Here is an 18,701-nt window from a genome sequence, read left to right on the forward strand (position 1 = left end):
TTTCGGGCGGACTAGGCGCCGCGGCGAAGGTCTGCGCCGAGGTGGAGATCCTCGATGCGGACGGGAAGGGAGGACTCCAGCGAAAGGTTGCCGGCAATGCCCACGGACACGGAGCGGAGGCCGTCGAGGTAACCGGACGGACGGCCCAGCGGGTCCTCGCCGGGACCGTTGAAGAGGTCGGAGAGGAGCAGGTCGTCGCCGCCGCCGTGGCCGCCTTCGCCGTTAAGGATGGGCACTTCGTAGGCAGCTTCCCAGTGGCGCTGGACCACCAGGCGTTCGCCGTTGCGACGGACGGCGTCTTCCTCCTCGATGGGCGTGGCACTCGGGTCAACCACTGTCTTCTTGTCCGTGCTGTTCAGGACGGCGGCGCGCTCCACCACTTCGAGTTCGGCCCGGCCTTCGGTGCCGTTGACGGCCACGCGGTAGCCTTCCCACGGGCTGTGGGCGTTCAGGGAGTAGCTCAGGCGCGGGCCGCCCTGGTACTCCACCACGAGTGCCAGGTTGTCCTCGATGGTGATGCCGCCCGTGAAGACGTCCTGGTCGCGGCGGTAGCCGTCGTAGTGCTCGTTATCCAGGAAGAGGGCCTTCAGGCGCTCATCCTCACGCAGGTCCAGCGCGAACGGATCCTTTTCGACTGTTTTGTCCCCGATGACGGGGGTTTCGGCGTCGGGCGTTCCACGCTCCGGACGGGGCCCCAGGCCCCGCTCGGCAGCGTTCTTGTCGCCATAGAACTTGAGGCCGCCGGAAGCGAAGACACGCTCCGGGACGTCGTTGATCCACCAGTTGACCAGGTCGAAGTGGTGCGAGGCCTTGTGGATCAGCAGGCCGCCGGAGTTCTTCTTTTCGCGGTGCCAGCGGCGGAAGTAGTCGGCGCCGTGGACGGTGTCCAGGACCCAGCTGAAGTCGATGGAGGTGACCTTGCCGATCACGCCGCTCTGGATGATTTCCTTGAGGGCACTGTTGCGCGGTGAGTAGCGGTAGTTGAAGGTGACCACCACGTTGCGGCCGGTTTCTGCCACGGCCTTGGTGATGCGGCGGCAGCCTTCGGCGTCGATGGTGAGGGGTTTTTCGACCACGACGTCGGCGCCCGCCTCGAGTGCCTCCACGATGTAGTCGGCGTGGGTGTAGTCCGGCGTGGTCACCACAACGCGGTCGATGTTGTTGGCCTGGATGTAGGCGGTGAGGTCTGCGGGGTCAAAGGAAGCGACGGGTCCGGGCGCACCGAGTTCCTGGATGAGCTTCTGGTAGAACTCGACGCGGCCGGGGTTCACGTCGGAGAAGGCCACCAGTTCCGCGGTATCAGCGTGCTTGCCGAAGATGGCCCGGATGTACATCTCGGAGCGGCCACCGGTGCCGATGAGGGCGATGCGGGCCCTGGTACTTGTGCCTGGCTCCGGCGCTGAAGTGAAGGCAGCGGTAGCAGAACTCGATTCGGCTGTGTTGACCATGAGGGTCCCTTTCGGAGGCTTCAATACTCGGCCGTGCTGCGGCCGCGGGTGGTGCGCTGGACGGTGGTGCTCTGGACTGTAGTGCTTGGAACTTGTGCTGCTCTGGACCGGGGCCCGGAAGTCGCCGCAGCCGCGAGAAAGCGTTTTCTCAGTGCTGCTACATGATTTCTATCAATAGACGCGCGGTCCCGTCAACCCTTATCCTCTCTAAGAGAAAGCGCTTTCTGATGGAAAGGCCTGTTTCTGCGGCGGCACAGCCCTCATCCGGCGCGCCGAACGAATGGAAACCGGTTTCCGAGAGCGTTGTATGCTGTCCCACGGGCGCCGGTAATCACTGGGACCGGGACTTACGAAAGGCAGGGCCATGGCCAGGAAATCGGCAACCGGCAGGATCGGCATTGCGGACGTTGCCGTGAAGGCAGGGGTTTCGCACGCCACCGTTTCGCGCGTCATGAACGGCAACTTCACCGTGGACCCGGACATCGCGGCACGGGTGCGGGCGGCCGCCGTCGAGCTCAAATACCAACCCAATCCCGTGGGGCGCAGCCTCGCGCTGGGAAAAACGGACACCATCGGTATTGTGGTGCCGGACCTTGCCAACCCCACCTTCCAGGCGATCCTGCGCGGATTGAGCCGGGCTGCGGCGGAGGACGGCTACCGCGTCCTGATTGCCGATTCCTTCGAAGTCTCCAGCGAGGAAGCCATCCTGGCTGGCGAGGCCCGCCGGCGCTGCGACGGCCTGGTGCTCTGCGCCCCGCGCATGAGCGACGCCGAGCTGGAGGAAATCGCGCCGTCGCTGCACCCGCTGGTCCTGATCAACCGGACGACGGCGGCTGCCGGGATTCCCAGTCTCGTGGTGGACTACGGGCAGGGGGTCCAGGACCTCGCCGAGTACCTGGTGGGCCTCGGCCATACACGCCTGGCCTTCCTGGCCGGTCCGGCAGGCAGCGCCTCCAACGGCCTCCGGCTCGAGGGCCTGGAAGCGTTCAAGACCCGGCACCCGCAGGTGGACGTCACCATGCTCGACGGCGGCTCGGACTTCGACACCGGCCACGGGGCTGTGGACTCGGTCCTGGCCAGCGGCGCCACCGGCATCCTGGCCTTCAACGACCTCGTGGCCATGGGCCTGATGAGCGGCCTGCACGAACGCGGCGTGGACGTTCCGGGCGACATCTCCGTCACCGGCTTCGACGACATCCCGTTCGCCCGCTACACCACACCCACCCTGACCACCGCGGCGGTCCCCATTGCCGAGCTCGGCGGCCAGGCCTGGCGTGAACTGCGGGCACTCATCCGCAAGGAAGACCACGACGCCCCGGGCAGCCGGTACCAGCCGCGACTGGAAATCCGGGCCAGCAGCGGGCCCGCCAAGGCACCACGCACTGCGGCCCACGGCTGACGCGCCGCCGGGGTCAGCCCTCCGCCAGGCCCCCGCCCGCCGGGCGCCCGACCCCGCCCTCGCGGTAGTACCCCTCGATGTGGGCAGCCACCAGCGCGGCCGCGCGCGCGCCGTCGTCGTTCCTGATGGCGGCCAGAATCTCCCGGTGCTCCGCCTGCAGGCGCGACGCCGTGGCATCCCAGTCCGGGAGATTGGCCGTAAACCGGGCGGTGTAGCCCTGGATGGATTCGCGCAGCGAGCCCATCATGGCGCTGACCACGGCATTGCCGGCGGCGTCCGCGAGGGCCAGATGGAACCGGATATCCAGCGCCAGGAAGTCATCCGCCGTCCGGGCAACGCGTTCGACGGCGTCCATCTCGCCCAGGAGCGTGGCGGCCAGGTCCAGCTCCGGAGCATCGGGCTTGGCCCGGGCAGCCGCCCAGGTCTCCAGCAGGATGCGCGTTTCCACGATGTCGGACACGGGCAGATGCTGCGTGGCAACGTGGAGCCGCAATGCGGAGCCGAGCGCCGCCGTCGGATCCGAAATCACCACCGTCCCCGCTTCTGGGCCGGAGCCAACCCCGGCCCGGACCACGCCCATGGCCTCCAGGATGCGGATGGCCTCGCGCACCGACGTCCTGGAAACCGCCAGCTGCTCGGCGAGCGTCCGTTCCCCGGGCAGGCGTCCGCCCACGCTCAGCTGTCCGTCGGAGAGCTGCTTTTCGATCCAGGTCAGGACAAGTTGGTGCGTACGCATACCGCTATCGTAGTTGATGTGGTTGGACCACATGGCCTAGAGTGTGGTTAGACCACAGCCGATCCCCTGCGCCAGGCCCACCAACGGAGGCAGCCATGACCCACACCATCCAGCCGAACAACCCCGAGGTCACGCCGGCCCCGGATGCCACGGACGTCCCGGCCGCCACGGCGCCTAGGCCTGCAGCTTCGGCGGTGCCGGCCGCGCTGAAGCGCCGCATCCCCAAGTACTCGGACCTGGCCCCGCTGATGCAGTTCAAGAAGCCCGAGTTCAGCAAGGAAGCCCGGCTGAAGCGCGCCAGCACCATCTGGGACCTGCGGGACATGGCCAAGCGACGCACCCCGCAGGCCCCGTTCGACTACACGGACGGCGCCGCCGAGGGCGAGATCACCCTGCGCCGCGCCCGCGAGGCCTTCCTGGACATCGAGTTCCGGCCCGGCATCCTGCGCAACGTCTCCAGCATCGACCTCAGCACCAACATCCTGGGCAAGCCGTCCCGGCTTCCCGTGGGCATCGCCCCCACCGGCTTCACCCGCATGATGCAGTCCGAAGGTGAATACGCCGGCTCGCAGGCAGCAGAGGCCGCCGGCATTCCGTACACCCTTTCCACCATGGGCACCGCGTCCATCGAGGACGTTGCCGCCGCCGCCCCGAACGGCCGCAACTGGTTCCAGCTGTATCTGTGGACGGACCGCGACCGCTCGCTGGAACTGATCGAGCGCGCCGCCAAGGCCGGCAACGACACCCTGATGGTCACCGTGGACACCGCCGTCGCCGGCGCCCGCCTCCGCGACGTCCGCAACGGCATGACCATCCCGCCGGCACTGACTATCAAGACCGTGCTGGATGCCTCCTACCGCCCGGCCTGGTGGTTTAACTTCCTCACGCACGAGCCGCTGACCTTCGCCTCGCTGTCCCGCTACACCGGAACCGTGGCCGACCTCATCAACTCGATGTTCGACCCCACCCTGACGTTCGAGGACCTGGACTGGCTGCGCGAAACCTGGAAGGGCAAGCTGGTGGTCAAGGGCATCCAGACCGTTGAAGACGCCCGCAAGGTGGTGGACCACGGCGCCGACGGCGTGGTGCTCTCCAACCACGGCGGCCGCCAGCTGGACCGCGCGCCCATCCCGTTCCACCTGCTGCCGGGCGTCAAGGAAGCGTTCACCAAGGACAACTCGGACGCGGCCATCATGCTGGACACAGGCATCATGAGCGGCGCCGACATCATTGCCGCGCTGGCCCTGGGCGCGGACTTCACGCTGATCGGCCGCGCGTACCTGTACGGCCTCATGGCCGGCGGCAGGGCGGGCGTGGACCGCACCCTGCAGATCCTTGAGAAGGACATGGCCCGCACCATGGCGCTGCTGGGCGTCAGCAAGATCTCCGAGCTGACCCCGGACCACGTGCACCTGCTCAACAAGTAGCCCGGTGATCCGGTGATCGAGCCGGGCCCACGGCCGCCGGGTTCCCTGACCGAGCTTGCGAGGTGAGGGAGCGGCTGGGGAGCGAGATCCAGGTTTCGACAGGCTCAACCACCGGGCGGGGGCTACTTTTTGCGGCCGAACTTGGGGAGATTCGGGAGGTTGGCCAGCAGGTCCGCGGCCTTCGTGGCGGCGCGGCCCACGGTGCGGCCGATCTGCTGCGGGACGGTGTCGTCGCTGAGCGGGGCCACGGTGCCGCCGGGAATCACGACGGCGGGGCTCAGTTCGGCGCCCGGGCGCTCGAGGACGGCGGCAACGGCCACGTTGTCCGACAGCGGGGTAGCCACGGGCGGCTCCGTGCCGGCGTCCGCCTCCGCGCGAGGTGGCTTGGCGACGGCGGCCGCCGGGCCGACGTCGAACGTCTCCAGCCAGCTGACGATCCCCTCCAGCGGTTTGGGGTTCAGCGCGTAATAGCGCTTCTGGCCCTGCGCCCGCATGCTGACCAGCTGCGCCTCACGGAGGACTTTCAGGTGCTTGGAAATGGTGGGCTGGCTTGCGGAAAGTTCTTCCACGAGCTCACCCACTGCCTTGTCCCCGGCGCGCAGGGATACCAAAATGTCGCGCCGGGTTGCTTCCGCAATGACGGCAAATACGTCGTCTGTCACCATGACTCCCACCCTAGCGACATATACGCCGCCGGGCATCAACTATTTCGCCCGTGACCGCCCCGCGTGGGTTGAAGAAGGATCAGTCGAACCAGGGATCAAGGCCGTGCAGCGGGAAAACGGCTTTGCGGGTGGCCATCACGGTGCGGTCCACGGCGTCGTTGGGGTCAAAGCCCACTTCCCAGGACCGCCACCAGAGCTCCACGTCATCGCCCATCAGGCCCGGTGTGTCCATGCCGAACTTCTCCGAAACATACGCGCGCCAGTCCTCCGGCACCGGGGTCTGGAGCGGAACGGGGCGCCCGGCGGCGATGGCGATCAGGTGGCTCCAGGAGCGCGGCACAACGTCGGTGACGCTGTACCCGCCGCCGCCGGTGGCGATCCAGCGGCCCTCGCAGTGCCGGGCGGCGAGATTCCCGACGGCGGTGGCCGCCTCGCGCTGGCCGTCCACGCTGATGTTCAGATGGGCCAGAGGGTCACGCCGGTGCGAGTCGCAGCCGTGCTGGCTGACGATGACTTCGGGCTGGAACGCGCCCACGAGCTGCGGCACCACGGCGTGGAATGCCCGCAGCCAGCCGGCGTCGCCGGTGCCCGACGGCAAGGCAACATTGACGGCGCTGCCCTCAGCCTGCGGACCGCCGATCTCGTTCGCGAAACCGGTCCCGGGGAAAAGCGTGAGTCCGCTTTCATGCAGCGAAATGGTCAGGACCCGGGGGTCGTCCCAGAAGATACTTTCCGTCCCGTCCCCATGGTGCGCATCGACGTCGATGTACGCCACACGGCGGATGCCGCCGTCGAGCAGTCTCTGGACGGCCAGGGCGGAGTCGTTGTAGATGCAGAAGCCGCTGGCGCGGTCACGGGCGGCGTGGTGCAGGCCCCCTCCGAAGTTCACGGCGTGGAGCGCGGATCCGTCCAGGATGGCGGACGCAGCGGCCAGCGATCCCCCTGCAAGCCTCGCGGCGGCGTCGTGCATGCCGGCGAAGGCAGGATCGTCGTCGGTGCCCAGCCCGTGGGCTTCATCCGGCGAGGCCGGGTCGTCGCTGACCCGGCGGACCGCAGCCACAAACTCAGGCGAGTGCACGGTCTCCAGTTCGGCATCGGACGCAACCTCCGGGGCCTCCACGGACACATGCGCAAGGTCCAGCAGGCCGAGGCTGCGGGAAAGCCGGGCCGTCAGGTCCAGCCGCGCCGGAGCCATGGGGTGGCCGGGACCAAAATTGTAGGCCGCCATGGCCGAATTCCACACCACCATCGTTGGTGGCGCGGGCTGGCTGAGACCGGGCAGGAATGTCATCAATGACAGGCTACCGGAGGACGCACTGCCCCAGCCCGGCCATTACGCGGGCATTAGTGGTTTACTACTGGAGGAAACAGTTTCAACCGAGGAAAAGCCCCCCATGACGCAACGCCAGTCGAGGCCCCGGAACCCGGCCAGCTGGCACCCCGCCGCACCGGAGCGTGAAGGTCTCTGGATCTTCACCCGCGTACGCGACTTCGTTGACGATATTGCCAATACGTCGCCCGCCCGGCTTGCCCTGAGCGCCTTCGGGGTGGTCTGCCTAGTCTTCACGTTCATCCTCTCACTGCCCGTCTCCTCCGCCACCGGCACAGCCACTCCGATACACCAGGCACTGTTCACGGCGGTGTCCGCGGTCTGCGTGACCGGCCTGACGGTTGTTTCGACGGCGGTGCACTGGTCATTCTTTGGCCAGCTGGTCATCCTGATCGGCATCTTTGTGGGCGGTTTGGGAACCCTCACGCTCGCGTCGCTGCTGGCCCTCATGGTGAGCAAGAAACTTGGCGTCCGCGGCAAGCTCATCGCGCAGGAAGCCATGAATAACGCCGGCCGGCTCGGTGAAGTGGGTACGCTGCTGCGGATCGTCATCGTGACCTCCGTAGTGATCGAGGGTGTCCTGGCGCTCGCGCTCATCCCCCGGTTCATGACGTTGGGCGAGCCCTTCTGGCAGTCGGTGTGGCATGGCGTCTTCTACGCAATTTCCTCCTTCAACAACGCCGGCTTCACCCCGCATTCGGACGGTATTGTGCCCTACGAGACCGACCTGTGGATCCTCATCCCGCTGATGCTCGGTGTGTTCCTCGGCAGCCTGGGCTTCCCCGTGGTGATGGTCCTGCAGCAGAACGGGCTCAACTGGAAGAAGTGGAATCTCCACACCAAGCTGACCATCCAGGTGTCCTTCATCCTGCTGGCCGCCGGCACGGTCCTGTGGGCACTGATGGAGTGGGACAACGTGCGGACCATCGGCCACATGGACCTCGGCGACAAGATCACGCACTCCCTCTTCGCCTCCGTCATGACCCGCTCGGGCGGGTTCAACCTGGTGGAGCAAAACCACATGGAATCCACCACCATGCTGCTCACCGACGCCCTCATGTTCGCCGGCGGCGGTTCGGCGTCGACGGCGGGCGGCATCAAGGTGACCACCATCGCCGTCATGTTCCTCGCCATCGTCGCGGAGGCCCGCGGCGACTCCGACGTGAAGGTGTACGGCAGGACCATTCCCCAGGGCACCATGCGCGTGGCCATCTCAGTGATCGTCGCCGGCGCCACGCTGGTCTCCGTCTCGGCATTCCTGCTCCTGCAGATCAGCGGCGCATCCCTGGACCGCGTGCTGTTCGAAACCATTTCAGCCTTTGCCACCGTGGGACTGAGCACAAACCTCAGTGCCGAACTGCCGCCCTCGGGCGTTTATGTCCTTACCGTCCTGATGTTCGCTGGCCGCGTGGGTACCGTCACCCTTGCCGCCGGCCTGGCCCTGCGCCAGCGCAGCCAGCTGTACCACTACCCGGAAGAGAGGCCCATCATTGGCTAATTCCTCAGGCGCGCCCAACCGCCCCGCCCACAACGCGCCGGTGCTGGTGATCGGGCTGGGCCGCTTCGGCTCGTCCACTGCCGAGCAGCTCGTGAAACAGGGCCGCGAGGTGCTGGCGATCGAACGCGACCGGAACCTGGTCCAGAAGTGGGCGCCGCTCCTCACACACGTGGTGGAGGCCGACGCGACCAACATCGATGCGCTGCGCCAGCTCGGCGCCCAGGAGTTCAGCTCCGCCGTTTGTGGCGTGGGCACCTCGATCGAGTCCTCCGTGCTGATCACCGTGAACCTGGTGGACCTGGGCATCGAGCACCTCTGGGTCAAGGCCATCACGCCGTCTCACGGCAAGATCCTCACCAGGATCGGCGCGAACCACGTGATCTATCCCGAGGCCGACGCCGGAGTCCGCGCCGCGCACCTGGTCTCCGGCCGCATGCTGGACTTCATCGAGTTCGACGACGATTTCGCCATCGTGAAAATGTACCCGCCGCGCGAGACGGTGGGCTTCACGCTGGATGAGTCCAAGGTGCGTTCCAAGTACGGCGTGACGATTGTGGGTGTGAAGTCGCCCGGCGAGGACTTCACCTACGCCCGCCCTGAGACCAAGGTGTCCGCCCGCGACATGCTGATCGTGTCCGGGCACGTGGACCTGCTGGAACGGTTCGCCGCCCGGCCGTAATTGCGGGTGGGTGGGGACTTGCGAGGTTAGGGAGCGGGTGGGGACTAGCCGAGCTGCCTGGTGATCTCTGCGGAGCGGTCCGCTGCGGCGCGGGCGCCGGCGGCGATGATGGCAGGTATGCCCCGGTCGTCGAAGGTGGCGATGGCCCGTTCGGTGGTGCCGTTGGGGCTGGTCACTCCCTTGCGCAGGGCCGAGGGATCGGCACCCGGCTCGGCCAGCATGAAGCCCGCGCCTGCGACCGTCTCCCGCGCCAGGAGCAGCGACAACTCGGGATCCAGGCCCAGCTCGACGCCGGCAGCCGCCATGGCCTCGGCCAGGTAGAACGCGTAGGCGGGACCCGAGCCGCTGATGGCCGACAACGCATCCACCTGATCCTCGCGCACCTCCACCACGGTGCCAGTGGCCCGAAGGATGTCCTTGACGGTCTGGAGCTGTTCCGGCGTGCAGTTGGTTCCGGGTGAGACGGACACGACGCCGCGGCCCAGCTTGGCAGGGGTGTTCGGCATAGCGCGGATCACCGGCTGTCCGGGAGGCAGTGCAGCTTCCAGTTGCGCCAGCGACACGGCTGCGGCCACGCTGACAACAATGGCGTTCGGCGACAGGGAGCCGCTGATTTCGCGGGCAAGGTCGACGATGCCCACGGGTTTGACGCCAAGGATCACCACCTTGGAGCCCTTGGCCGCGTCTTTGTTGTTGTCCGGTTCCTCTTCGCCAGCGACGGCCGTGATGCCGTGGTGGCGCAAAGCCAGCTCCTCGGCGCGTTCCGCACGCCTGACTGTGGCTATGACGTCGGCGGGGTCCGTCCCGGCGGCCAGGAGGCCGGACAGGATGGCTTCGTTCATGGATCCACAGCCCAGGAAGGCGATTCGGTTGCTCATGCCTCCATCATTGCAGTTCGGGTGGGCCGCTGCAGAAATGGAACGAATCGGAAAAACCGGGAACCCGCCGAAATCGATTCACAGCCGACTCCCATGTTCGCTGCAGCTTGCACACAACTTCGCCGCCTAACGTAGTTATTACCTCATTGAGGGTGCGAGTGATGCGGCAAGCATGGGGATGTTTGCCCGAGGCGCCGGTGGTTTGCAGCAGGTTTTCCCCCATTTTCCTGCTGTGGACGCCGGCGCTTTCGCATTAACGCTGTTTTCAAGCCGCGGCGGGCCTTACGCGGGCGAAGCCTCGATCGTCTGGCGTGCCGCGGCGGGCTCCATGATATGCGGGGCCGGATCCAGCGGACCGGCGAAGACCAGTTGGTCGAGCCGGCGCAGGATCAGCCCTTCACGCAGCGCCCACGGGCAGATCCTGATCTTCTTGAACTTGAACATTTCCAAGGCAGCCTCGGCCACCAGAGCCCCGGCGAGCAGCTGGTGCGCGCGGGCCTCGGACACGCCGGGCAGAAAGAGCCGGTCCTCGGACTTCATGGCTGAAATGCGCTGCGCCCACACGCCCAGATCAGTGGCGTTAAGTGTGCGCTTCACGTAGGGCCCTGCGGCGCTCGGGGCTGCTCCGGCGACCCTGGCGAGCGACCGGAAGGTCTTGGAGGTTCCAGCCACAACGTTGGCGCGGCCCAGGCCGTCGAACTGCCTGACCGCCGGGGCCAGGGTGGCCCGGATGTAGCGGCGCAGCTCTTTGACGCTCTTGGCGGAAGGCGGGTCCTCAGCCAGCCAGTCGCGGGTCAGGCGGCTGGCGCCCAGCGGCACCGAAGTGGCCACTTCGGGCAGTTCGTCCTGCCCGAAGGCCATTTCGAAGGAGCCGCCGCCGATGTCCAGGTTCAGGATCGGTCCCGCACCCCAGCCGTACCAGCGGCGGACGGCGAAGAATGTCATGGAGGCTTCTTCGCTGCCGGTCAGTTCCTGCAGGGTGACAGTGGTTTCGTGCTTGACCCGGGCCAGCACGGCAGGGCCGTTAGTGGCTTCACGGATGGCAGACGTACAGAAAGCCAGAAGGTCGTCCGCTTTGTGCCTGGCGGCAAACTCCCAGGCTTCAAGGACGAATTCGGTCAGCTCGTGCTGCCCTTCGTCGGTGATGTTGCCGTCGGTATCCAGGTATTGGACCAGGGATATGGGCCGTTTGTGCGACGCGAAAGGCACCGGACGCGCGCCAGGGTGGGCATCCACCAGGAGAAGGTGGACAGTGTTTGACCCGATATCAAGGACGCCTAGCCGCATCCTGCCATTATTCCCCCGCCCGGGCCCTCACTCACAACCTGCACTTAAGATGTCAGTTTGCGGAGGTGTCCTCGGGTGCGCCGTCGGGAAGCTCATCTGCCCGCTTGAAGTCGCGCTTGATGTTGGCGACGCCCTCGGGGTTGATCTCAAACCCGTACGCAGCGCCGGGGTTGATCACCATGCCCAATTCCTCGCCAATGTTGGCGATGATGGCTGCACCCTGGGTCCCCAGGACGTTCGGGGCCGCCTCAAGATACTGCTCGTCAACGCGGCTTGGGTGCGAGAACACCGCAAGGACGGGCTCGCCGTCGGCGTTCGCCAATACCAGCGGCTCCACCTGGGAATCCTCCCCCTCGATCCCGTCGGTGCTGATGACGTAGACCTCGCTGTTGAGGAAGGACAGGATGACGTCCACCGGGCTGCCCTCAGGCTGGCCGCCCAGGGCAAGCTTCTCTTCGAGTTCGTTGAGCGGCGTGAGATCGGCTGTGCCGGGCTGTTCAGTCATGTATCTACTCGACCACGTTGTGCCCGCCACCGCAATTCCGAGGATGACACACGGGCCGGGATGGGAGGAATCCGGCAGCGTGCGTCTAAGCGAGGAACGAGCGAGCACGCCGAGGATTTCTGCCATCCCGGCCCTGAGTTACTTCTTGGCTGGAGCCTTCTTCTTGGCCGGGGGCTTGCGGGCCGTTGTGGCGCGCTTGACCGGACCCTTGGCCCGCTTCTCGGCGAGCAGTTCAATGGCCTGTTCGCGGGTCAGTTCCTCCAGCGACGTGGACCGCGGGACGGTGATGTTGGTGATGCCGTCGGTGATGTACGGGCCGAAGCGGCCTTCCTTCACCACGATGTTCTTCTCGGAAACGGGGTCCGGTCCGAACTCGGCCAGCGGGGCCACCGCGGCACGGGCACCGCGCTGCTTGGGCTGGGAGTAGATCTCCAGTGCCTGCTCCAGCGTGATGGTGAAGATTTCCTCTTCGGTTCCGATGGAGCGGGAGTCCGTGCCCTTCTTCAGGTACGGACCGAAGCGGCCGTTCTGCACCGTGATGAGGTTGCCTTCGGCGTCCTCACCCAGGGCGCGGGGCAGGCTCATCAGCTGCAGCGCTTCGTCCAGGGTCACGGAATCCACAGTCATGGACGCGAACAGCGAACCGGTGCGCGGCTTGGCCTTGACGGGCTTTTTCGGCGGCTTCGGCTTGCCGTTCTTGTAGTACTCCACGGGCTGGTTGGCCAGCTGTTCCTCGGTCATCTCCGGGATGACTTCCGTGACGTAGGCGCCGTAGCGGCCGTTCTTGGCGACAACGCTGTGCCCGGTGTGGGGGTCGTCGCCCAGTACGCGTTCTTCCGGCGCAGCCGTTTCCATCAGTTCGATGGCCTTCGCCGCCGTCAGTTCGTCCGGCGCCAGGTCCTCGGGGACGTTGGCGCGGGAGTTCTCCACGATTTCACCGGTCTTGGCGTCCACCGTGGCAGCGGAGCTTTCCAGGTACGGGCCGAACTTGCCCACCCGCAGCGTGATCTCATCCGTGATGGGAATGGAGTTGATTTCCCGGGCGTCGATCTCGCCCAGGTTGTTCACGATGCTGAGCAAGCCCGGATCGGAGTCTTCACCGTAGTAGAAGTGCTTGAGCCAAGCAGACCCAACGGCCTGGCCGTTGGCGATCTTATCTAGGTCGCCTTCCATGTCCGCCGTGAACTCGTAGTCCACATAGTCCGTGAAGTGCTGCTCAAGCAGGCGGATCACGGAGAACGCGATCCAGCTGGGCACCAGCGCGGAACCCTGCTTCCGGACGTAGCCGCGGTCCTGGATGGTGGAAATGGTGGAGGCATAGGTTGACGGGCGGCCGATGCCCTTCTTTTCCAGCTCGGCCGTCAGCGAAGCTTCGGTGAAGCGCGGAGGCGGCGAGGTCTCGTGGCCCACGGCAACAATGTCCGACGCCGTGAGGGCATCGTCCTTGGCCACGTTCGGCAGCCGCCGGGCTTCGTCGGAGTCGTCGTCCCCGCGGCTTTCGTCCTTGCCTTCTTCATAGGCGGCCAGGAAGCCCGGGAACGTGATGACGGTACCGGAGGCGGAGAACTCGGCGTCCCGGCCATCGGTGGCCACGGCACCCAGGCGGATGGTCGCCGTCGAGCCCTTGGCGTCACCCATCTGGGATGCGACGGTGCGCTTCCAGATCAGTTCGTACAGGCGGAACTCGTCGCCGGAGAGCTGCTTGGCCACCTGCGCCGGCGTGCGGAAGGAGTCGCCGGCGGGGCGGATGGCCTCGTGGGCTTCCTGCGCGTTCGCAGCCTTGCTGGTGTAGACGCGGGGCGACGCCGGGATGTACTCCGGGCCGTACAGCTCGGAGGCCTGGCGGCGGGCGGCCGTGACGGCTTCGTCGCTCAGCGCCGAGGAGTCGGTACGCATATAGGTGATGTAGCCGTTTTCGTACAGCCGCTGGGCCACCTGCATGGTGCTCTTTGAGGAGAAGCGGAGCTTGCGGCCGGCCTCCTGCTGCAGCGTGGACGTGGTGAACGGCGCGGCCGGACGGCGTGTGTACGGCTTGGTGTCCACGGACCGGACGCGGAAGTCCGCATCCTGGAGACCTGCGGCCAGTGACGTGGCGAGTTCCTCGTTGAGGTGCGCCGCATTGCGCGAGGTGAGGACGCCGTCGTCGTTGAAGTCCCGGCCCGAAGCGACCTTGGCCCCGTCAACCGCAGCGAGTTTCGCCTTGAACGAACCGGCACCGGCGCCGAACTGGCCCGTGAGGTCCCAGTACGAGGCGGCCTTGAAGGCCATGCGTTCGCGTTCACGGTCCACCACCATGCGCGTGACCACAGACTGCACGCGGCCGGCGGACAGTCCGCGGGCAACCTTGCGCCAGAGCACGGGGGAAATCTCGTAGCCGTAGAGGCGGTCAAGGACGCGGCGGGTTTCCTGCGCGTCCACCAGGGCCGTATCAACATCGCGCAGGTTGTCCATGGCGCGGTGGATGGCTTCCTTGGTGATTTCGCCGAACGTCATCCGGTACACCGGGACCTTGGGCTTGAGCACTTCCAGCAGGTGCCACGCGATGGCCTCGCCCTCGCGGTCCCCATCGGTTGCGAGATAGAGGGCGTCGGCATCCTTGAGCGCGGCCTTCAGCTCGGTGACCTTTTTCCGCTTGTCCGCGGACACCACGTAATACGGTTTGAAGTCGTTTTCGATGTCGACGGCGAACTTGCCCACCGAGGTTTTCTTCAGTTCTGCAGGAAGCTCAGACGGCTGCGGCAGGTCGCGGATGTGACCAATGGAGGCCTCTACGATGAAGCCCTCGCCGAGGTACTTGGCGATGGTCTTGCTCTTGGCCGGAGACTCCACAATCACGAGTTTCTTGCCTGTTTTGGCCTTGCTTGGCACGGTGCTCCTACAGAAAAAGGTTGCTCGGGCAGATGAGCCCATATTGGCCTAGTTCACCATATTTTGGACAATAGTGCGCATTCATGTGGAAAACCCGTTGACTCATCAGGCACATCCGGGACGCCGACTTGGGGTGTTCCGGGGCCCGGAAAACCGCTATTCAGCAGGCTCGGAAGGAACCAGGAAACCGTCGCTGACCAGGTTCGCGACGTCGTCGAGCAGCCTGGTCCGGAACGCGTCGCCGTCGAACCCGTCCTCCCCGGCTAGGCTCCCGCCGAGCAGCGCAGCAAGGGCTCCGATGATCTGGCCGACGGAGAGGTCACCGTCGCAGGCGGAGACAAATCCGGCGAGTTCGGTGCTGAGCAGGTTGGTCCGGCGCAGGCCCGCACCCTGGCGCAGCAGGATCACGCCGGGGTGTTCGGCGCCGGGGCGCTGATGGCGTTCCTCGGTGACGTCGTCCGCCACGAGCAGGTGCGCGTCCGCCAGGCTGTTGGCGGCCAGCCAGTCGGAACGCTCGACGGCGGCGCCCAGGTGAGGCCCGATGGGCTGCTCAATGGGGTACGTGATTTCCTCGAAACGGCTGATGGAGGCGGCGCCGGATTCCGACAGCGGCCGGCGCAGCCAGATCATCCCGAAGCCGATCCCCGCCACGTTCCGGGAAGCGAAGTCCGCCAGGTAGGCGGCGTAGGCATCCCGGTAATGCTTCCGGTCGCGGGATTCGGACGCGTCCTGCAGCCACGTTTCGGCGTACTGCTCCGGGCCCACCTGCTCGCGCTGGATGAACCAGGCATCCGCTTCCGGACCGATCCAGCTCTTGGGCCGTACGTACCACTCGGTCCCCGCGGGAATTTCCCAGTTGCCCAGCAGCTGCGCGGTGCCGCCCGGGGCCAGGGCACCGGGCAGCGCCGCCACGAGCGAGGACACAATGTCATCGCCGGGCAGGCCGCCGTCACGGTAGGTGAACTGCCCGGACGCGGCTTCGCCCAGGGTCCGCGGGGTGATGACGAACGGCGGGTTGGACACCACCAGTTCGAATTCCTCCCCCGCCACCGGCCCCAGGAGCGACCCCAGCCGAAGGCTGACCCGGTCCTCCAGCCTGTCCGGGTCCAGGTGCAGGGCCTCGGCATTAAGGAGGAGGTTGAACCGTGTGAAAGCCAGCGCCCGCTCCGAGATGTCCGTTGCCGTCACGTGCTCGGCATGGTGCAGGAGGTGGAAGGACTGGATGCCGCAGCCCGTGCCCAGGTCCAGGGCCTTGGCGACGTGGCGGCGGACGGTGGTCTGCACCAGCGTGGTGGACGCCTGCCCGATCCCCAGCACGTGGTCGTGCCGCAGCATGCCGGCCTGCTGGTGCGCGGCGAGGTCGCTGGCCACCCAGAGCTCGGCGCCGCCGCTGCCGTCCTCATTGGCGCCCCAGCCGTACGGCCGCAGGTCCGCCTTGGCCTGCAAGTCCTGCGCCGGCTGATCGGCGGCGGTCAGCTCGGGGCCGGGCCGATCTGGGCCGGGCCGATCTGGGCCGGGCACGGGCTCGAGCAGCCCCAGCTCGATCAGGCCGTCGGCCCGGATTCCCGGCAGGGCGGCGTCGAGCGTTTCCCGTGTTTGCGGTTCCGCCAGGAGCCAGAGACGGACGACGGCGGCGAGCGCCGCCGTCGTCTTCTCACCGTGCGCAGGCGCACCCTCTGCCGCATCAATCTGAAGGGCGCTTTCGGTGGCCAGCAGCGCCGGGATGATCTGGTCCCGGTTCAGCGCGCGGTAGGCTGACTCGCCCAGCAGCCCCGCCACGCCGTCGAGCGTGTAATCCACCCGGCGCAGGTCCGCGGCGAGCGCCGTCAGCAGCCCGGGGAGGTCGCTGCGCGGGGCATCGGGGGTGTTGCCGGCCAGGAAAAGCGTGGAATCAGTCACCGCCCAAGTCTATTGGCGGGCACGCTTCCTCCTGACGGGCTACAGGTTCTCCGCCGCGTAGATCTTCAGGGCATCCCGGACGAAGCCGGCGCCCTCCGCGCCGCCGTAGTTCTTCGCGAAGCGGGGGTCAGCGACGTACATTTCGCCGAGCCCGGTGACGTATGCCTTGACGTCAGCGTTGCCCCTGCGGTCAGCCTGGCCGCGGGCGTCCGACGCCGGGGTGCCCGGGATGCCGGTCAGCCATTCGACGTGCCGCCTCGCGATGTCCTGGGCCTCCGCGCTGTCCGGTGCGATACCCGCCGTGGCGGCTGCGATCCAGTCCTCGCCGAGCTTCTGCGAGCGCTGCTTCCACGCGGCCTTCTCCTCGGTGCTCATGCCGCGCCACCACGAATCCCCCTTCGCGTAGGCGTCCTTGCCCCAGCGTTCCTCCACTTCGTCCTTGTACTGCGTGTGGTCGAAACCGTTGAACATGTCCTCTGCCATGATTTCGCCACCTCCTTTCACTGCTTCGATGGTTTGTGTGACCGACGCGATCTGCCGCGCCAGCCTGTCCTGTTCCTGCTTGAGCCATTCGAGATGCCCGGTGAGGGCCTGGGCGGCGTCCGTTTCGTCGTCGAGCACCTGGCTGATCACCGGCAGGCCCAGCCCCAGCCCGCGCAGGAGCAGGATGCGCTGGAGCTGCACCAGCGCCGCCTGGTTGTAGTAGCGGTAACCGTTGTGGCCGGTGCGGCTGGGCTTGAGCAGGCCGATGTCGTCATAGTGCCGTAGCGTCCTGCTGGTGGTCCCTGCGATCCGGGCGATGTCCTGGATGGACCAGTCCATGTATTCCTCCTTCCTGCCTGTTTGCGGGATGGTCCGGACGTTCCGGTCCGGCTGATGCTTCAACGATAAATGTTGACGTAGCGTCAAGGTCAAGACACCGAATCACGGAGCACAGATGGAGCCGGGTAAGTTGGAAGCATGGCTGTTATTCCTTCGTCCTTTCCGCGCGCCCTCTCCGCTGTGGCTGCCGCAGCTGTCCTCCTGGGCCTCTCTGCCTGCGCGCAGCAGCTTTCGGTGGAGAACGCCGATGTGCCGGCATGGAAAGCCACGGCACTGCCGTCGGCCAGCGGCGTTGTTGCCGAGGATTCCGGCAAGATTCTCAACGCCCAACCCATTGACCATACGGAGAACGTGCCGGCAGGCACGTACACGCTGACACTCGTCTGCGAAGGCGGCGGCAAGGCCTTCCTCGCAGTGCGGTCCGGCGGCAAGGAACTGGCCGACCTCGGGGCCGCCTGCTACGGCACGCCGGAGTCCCGCAAAATCACACTCCCGGAATCCGGACCGCTGGAGCTCAGCGCCTCCAGCGTCGACGCGCCGCTGATCTACGCCTACCAATTGGTCACCGCGGGTTAGTCCCGTCGGATCCACCGTGCAGCTGACCGCCGGACGGGTGATGCCCGAGGCTCTGGATTGGGGTCCCTGCCGGGCATAGAGTCGGAGTATGCCCGCAACGCAGGGGGCGCCGCCGCCCCGCAGGGCGGTACTTCGTCCGGGCGCTTGCCCGTCCCGGTCAGTCTCCGTGCGCACCCGGGTGAGGGCCGCCGTCGTACTCTGGACGGCGGGCGCCCTCGTGGCCGGAACTGCGCTCGCCGGATGTGAATACACGTACGACGAAGGGTGGCGTCCCACCGGGGCCCCGGCCGCGCCGGAGGTGACCGAGTCGGGGCCGCAGGCTGAGCTGTGGCGGAACGATCCCGTCAGCGAGGCTGAAATGGAGGCCTGGCTGACGGAGTCCCAGGTGGGGCCCGGCCTGCAGGTGGCGCACAGGACGTTCGGCCTGTTGCGCGCGGAGGAAGTCCGTACGGACGCGACGGCACCCCTCCCCACCGGAACCTACGTCCTGGTGCTGGTGTGCCGCAGCCAGCGGCGCGTCGACTTCAAAGTCCGCAATGACGAATTCACCATGGTGGACCTCAGCCTGCGCTGCGGATCACGGCGCGAAAGCGTGATCTACCTGTCCAAGGAAACGGTGCTGCATTTCCAGGTCGAAGCGCAGTCCCCTGCCAATTTCGCGTACCGGTTGGCCCGGCTTTGAGC

Annotated in this window: 16 protein-coding genes; 6 read left to right on the forward strand and 10 right to left on the reverse strand. The window is 66.7% G+C overall.

Annotated features, from left to right (window positions below; all coding sequences use genetic code 11):
- Nucleotides 1-11 precede the first annotated feature (11 nt).
- Nucleotides 12-1,448, reverse strand: a complete 1,437-nt coding sequence (locus NIBR502772_RS20395) for a Gfo/Idh/MocA family protein (RefSeq protein ID WP_141141558.1) — start codon at nt 1,446-1,448, stop codon at nt 12-14.
- Nucleotides 1,449-1,812: 364 nt separating this feature from the next.
- Here NIBR502772_RS20395 and NIBR502772_RS20400 point away from each other — a divergent pair, with 364 nt between their 5' ends.
- Nucleotides 1,813-2,847: a LacI family DNA-binding transcriptional regulator gene (locus NIBR502772_RS20400; RefSeq protein ID WP_141141559.1), complete on the forward strand. Its 1,035-nt coding sequence runs from the start codon at nt 1,813-1,815 to the stop codon at nt 2,845-2,847.
- A 13-nt stretch (nt 2,848-2,860) separates the two neighbouring features.
- Here NIBR502772_RS20400 and NIBR502772_RS20405 read toward each other — a convergent pair whose 3' ends face one another.
- Nucleotides 2,861-3,583 (reverse strand): FadR/GntR family transcriptional regulator, encoded by a 723-nt coding sequence (locus NIBR502772_RS20405; protein WP_141141560.1) that lies wholly within the window; start codon nt 3,581-3,583, stop codon nt 2,861-2,863.
- Between the two features lie 95 nt (nt 3,584-3,678).
- On the opposite strand from NIBR502772_RS20405, the gene NIBR502772_RS20410 reads away from it, so the two are divergent.
- A complete protein-coding gene (locus tag NIBR502772_RS20410; RefSeq protein ID WP_141141561.1) occupies nt 3,679-5,010 on the forward strand; it encodes an alpha-hydroxy acid oxidase in 1,332 nt (443 codons plus the stop codon).
- Between the two features lie 122 nt (nt 5,011-5,132).
- Here NIBR502772_RS20410 and NIBR502772_RS20415 read toward each other — a convergent pair whose 3' ends face one another.
- On the reverse strand, nt 5,133-5,675 hold the full coding sequence (locus tag NIBR502772_RS20415) for a helix-turn-helix transcriptional regulator (protein WP_141141562.1): 543 nt from the start codon (nt 5,673-5,675) through the stop codon (nt 5,133-5,135).
- Between the two features lie 79 nt (nt 5,676-5,754).
- Nucleotides 5,755-6,966 carry an acetoin utilization protein AcuC gene (locus NIBR502772_RS20420; RefSeq protein WP_141141563.1) on the reverse strand — a complete coding sequence of 404 codons (1,212 nt, stop codon included), beginning with the start codon at nt 6,964-6,966 and terminating at the stop codon, nt 5,755-5,757.
- 103 nt (nt 6,967-7,069) lie between these two features.
- On the opposite strand from NIBR502772_RS20420, the gene NIBR502772_RS20425 reads away from it, so the two are divergent.
- Nucleotides 7,070-8,503 (forward strand): TrkH family potassium uptake protein, encoded by a 1,434-nt coding sequence (locus NIBR502772_RS20425; RefSeq protein WP_141141564.1) that lies wholly within the window; start codon nt 7,070-7,072, stop codon nt 8,501-8,503.
- Between the two features lie 40 nt (nt 8,504-8,543).
- Nucleotides 8,544-9,182 (forward strand): TrkA family potassium uptake protein, encoded by a 639-nt coding sequence (locus tag NIBR502772_RS20430; protein ID WP_210412469.1) that lies wholly within the window; start codon nt 8,544-8,546, stop codon nt 9,180-9,182.
- Nucleotides 9,183-9,226: 44 nt separating this feature from the next.
- On the opposite strand, the gene proC is transcribed toward NIBR502772_RS20430, so the two are convergent.
- From proC to NIBR502772_RS20460, 6 genes are all read right to left on the reverse strand, one after another.
- A complete protein-coding gene (proC, locus tag NIBR502772_RS20435; RefSeq protein WP_141141565.1) occupies nt 9,227-10,060 on the reverse strand; it encodes a pyrroline-5-carboxylate reductase in 834 nt (277 codons plus the stop codon).
- Between the two features lie 282 nt (nt 10,061-10,342).
- Nucleotides 10,343-11,347: a Ppx/GppA phosphatase family protein gene (locus NIBR502772_RS20440; RefSeq protein ID WP_141141566.1), complete on the reverse strand. Its 1,005-nt coding sequence runs from the start codon at nt 11,345-11,347 to the stop codon at nt 10,343-10,345.
- A 52-nt stretch (nt 11,348-11,399) separates the two neighbouring features.
- Nucleotides 11,400-11,852: an SseB family protein gene (locus NIBR502772_RS20445; RefSeq protein ID WP_141141567.1), complete on the reverse strand. Its 453-nt coding sequence runs from the start codon at nt 11,850-11,852 to the stop codon at nt 11,400-11,402.
- Nucleotides 11,853-11,990: 138 nt separating this feature from the next.
- Nucleotides 11,991-14,720, reverse strand: coding sequence for a type I DNA topoisomerase (topA, locus tag NIBR502772_RS20450; RefSeq protein WP_141141568.1), 2,730 nt, complete (start codon nt 14,718-14,720; stop codon nt 11,991-11,993).
- Between the two features lie 156 nt (nt 14,721-14,876).
- Nucleotides 14,877-16,619, reverse strand: coding sequence for a methyltransferase (locus NIBR502772_RS20455; RefSeq protein WP_141141569.1), 1,743 nt, complete (start codon nt 16,617-16,619; stop codon nt 14,877-14,879).
- Nucleotides 16,620-16,658: 39 nt separating this feature from the next.
- A complete protein-coding gene (locus NIBR502772_RS20460) occupies nt 16,659-17,441 on the reverse strand; it encodes a MerR family transcriptional regulator (RefSeq protein ID WP_141141570.1) in 783 nt (260 codons plus the stop codon).
- A 138-nt stretch (nt 17,442-17,579) separates the two neighbouring features.
- On the opposite strand from NIBR502772_RS20460, the gene NIBR502772_RS20465 reads away from it, so the two are divergent.
- Together NIBR502772_RS20465 and NIBR502772_RS20470 are read left to right on the forward strand one after the other, a co-directional pair.
- On the forward strand, nt 17,580-18,017 hold the full coding sequence (locus NIBR502772_RS20465) for a hypothetical protein (RefSeq protein WP_141141571.1): 438 nt from the start codon (nt 17,580-17,582) through the stop codon (nt 18,015-18,017).
- An 88-nt stretch (nt 18,018-18,105) separates the two neighbouring features.
- Nucleotides 18,106-18,699 (forward strand): hypothetical protein, encoded by a 594-nt coding sequence (locus tag NIBR502772_RS20470; RefSeq protein WP_141141572.1) that lies wholly within the window; start codon nt 18,106-18,108, stop codon nt 18,697-18,699.
- Nucleotides 18,700-18,701 lie beyond the last annotated feature (2 nt).

It is taken from the genome of Pseudarthrobacter sp. NIBRBAC000502772 (genome assembly GCF_006517235.1).
In the GTDB taxonomy this organism is placed as follows: domain Bacteria; phylum Actinomycetota; class Actinomycetes; order Actinomycetales; family Micrococcaceae; genus Arthrobacter.